The organism is Microbacterium sp. Bi128 (assembly GCF_918698205.1).
Window position 1 is genome coordinate 1 of the sequence record NZ_CAKKMM010001516.1, and the last position, 1,184, is coordinate 1,184.

The following is a 1,184-nucleotide window of genomic DNA, read 5'->3' on the forward strand; positions in this document are numbered from 1 at the left end:
GTCCTCACAGGTGGATTCGACCGTGGCCATGACACCGAGCTCGGTGAAGATGACACCCGCGCCGTTACAGGTGGGGCAGGCACCCTCCGAATTGGAGCTGAACAGCGCCGGCTTCACGCCGTTGGCCTTCGCGAACGCCTTGCGGATCGGCTCGAGGAGGCCCGTGTACGTCGCAGGGTTGCTGCGCCGCGAACCCTTGATGGCGCCCTGGTCGATCACCACCACACCGTCCCGGCCGTCCACCGAGCCGTCGATCAGCGAGCTCTTGCCCGAACCTGCAACACCCGTGACGACGCAGAGCACGCCGAGCGGGACGTCGACGTCCACGTCCTTGAGGTTGTGCGTCGAGGCGCCCCGCACCTCGAGCGTGCCGGACGGGGTACGCACGGAGTCCTTCAACCTGGCCCGGTCGTCGAGGTGCCGCCCGGTGATGGTGTCGCTCGCCCGCAGGCCCTCCACGGTTCCCTCGAAGCACACGCTGCCGCCCGCCGTACCCGCGCCGGGGCCAAGGTCAATGACGTGGTCGGCGATGGCGATGGTCTCCGGCTTGTGCTCGACGACGAGCACGGTGTTGCCCTTGTCCCGCAGCTGCAGCAGCAGCTGGTTCATCCGTTCGATGTCATGCGGGTGCAGGCCGATCGTCGGCTCGTCAAAGACGTAGGTGATGTCGGTAAGGGACGAGCCCAGGTGCCGGATCATTTTGGTGCGCTGGGCCTCGCCGCCGGACAGGGTGCCCGCCGGACGGTCCAGCGAGAGGTAACCCAGCCCGATTTCGGCGAACGAGTCGAGCAGGTGCTGCAGGCCTTTCAGCAGGGGTGCGACGGAAGGGGCGTCAAGCTCGCGGATCCATGCGGCGAGGTCGCTGATCTGCATCTCGCAGAGGTCCGCGATGTTCTTGCCCTGGATCTTCGCGGACCTGGCCTCCGGGCTCAGCCGGGTGCCGTCGCACTCGGGGCAGGCCTGGAACGTGATGGCGCGTTCCACGAAGGCCCGGATGTGCGGCTGCATGGCGTCGACGTCCTTGGAGAGCATCGACTTCTGGATCTTCGGGATCACGCCCTCGTAGGTCAGATTGATGCCCTCGACCTTGATCTTGGTGGGCTCCTTGTAGAGGAGGTCGTGCATTTCCTTCTTGGTGAACTTCGCGATCGGCTTGTCCATGTCGAAGCCGGCGCCGCTGAAGA

The 1,184-nt window shown here is 66.0% G+C and carries 1 pseudogene; it reads right to left on the reverse strand.

The window, feature by feature from the left end:
* Window positions 1-1,184 (reverse strand): annotated as a pseudogene (locus LQV45_RS34165) (excinuclease ABC subunit UvrA); the annotation flags it as partial.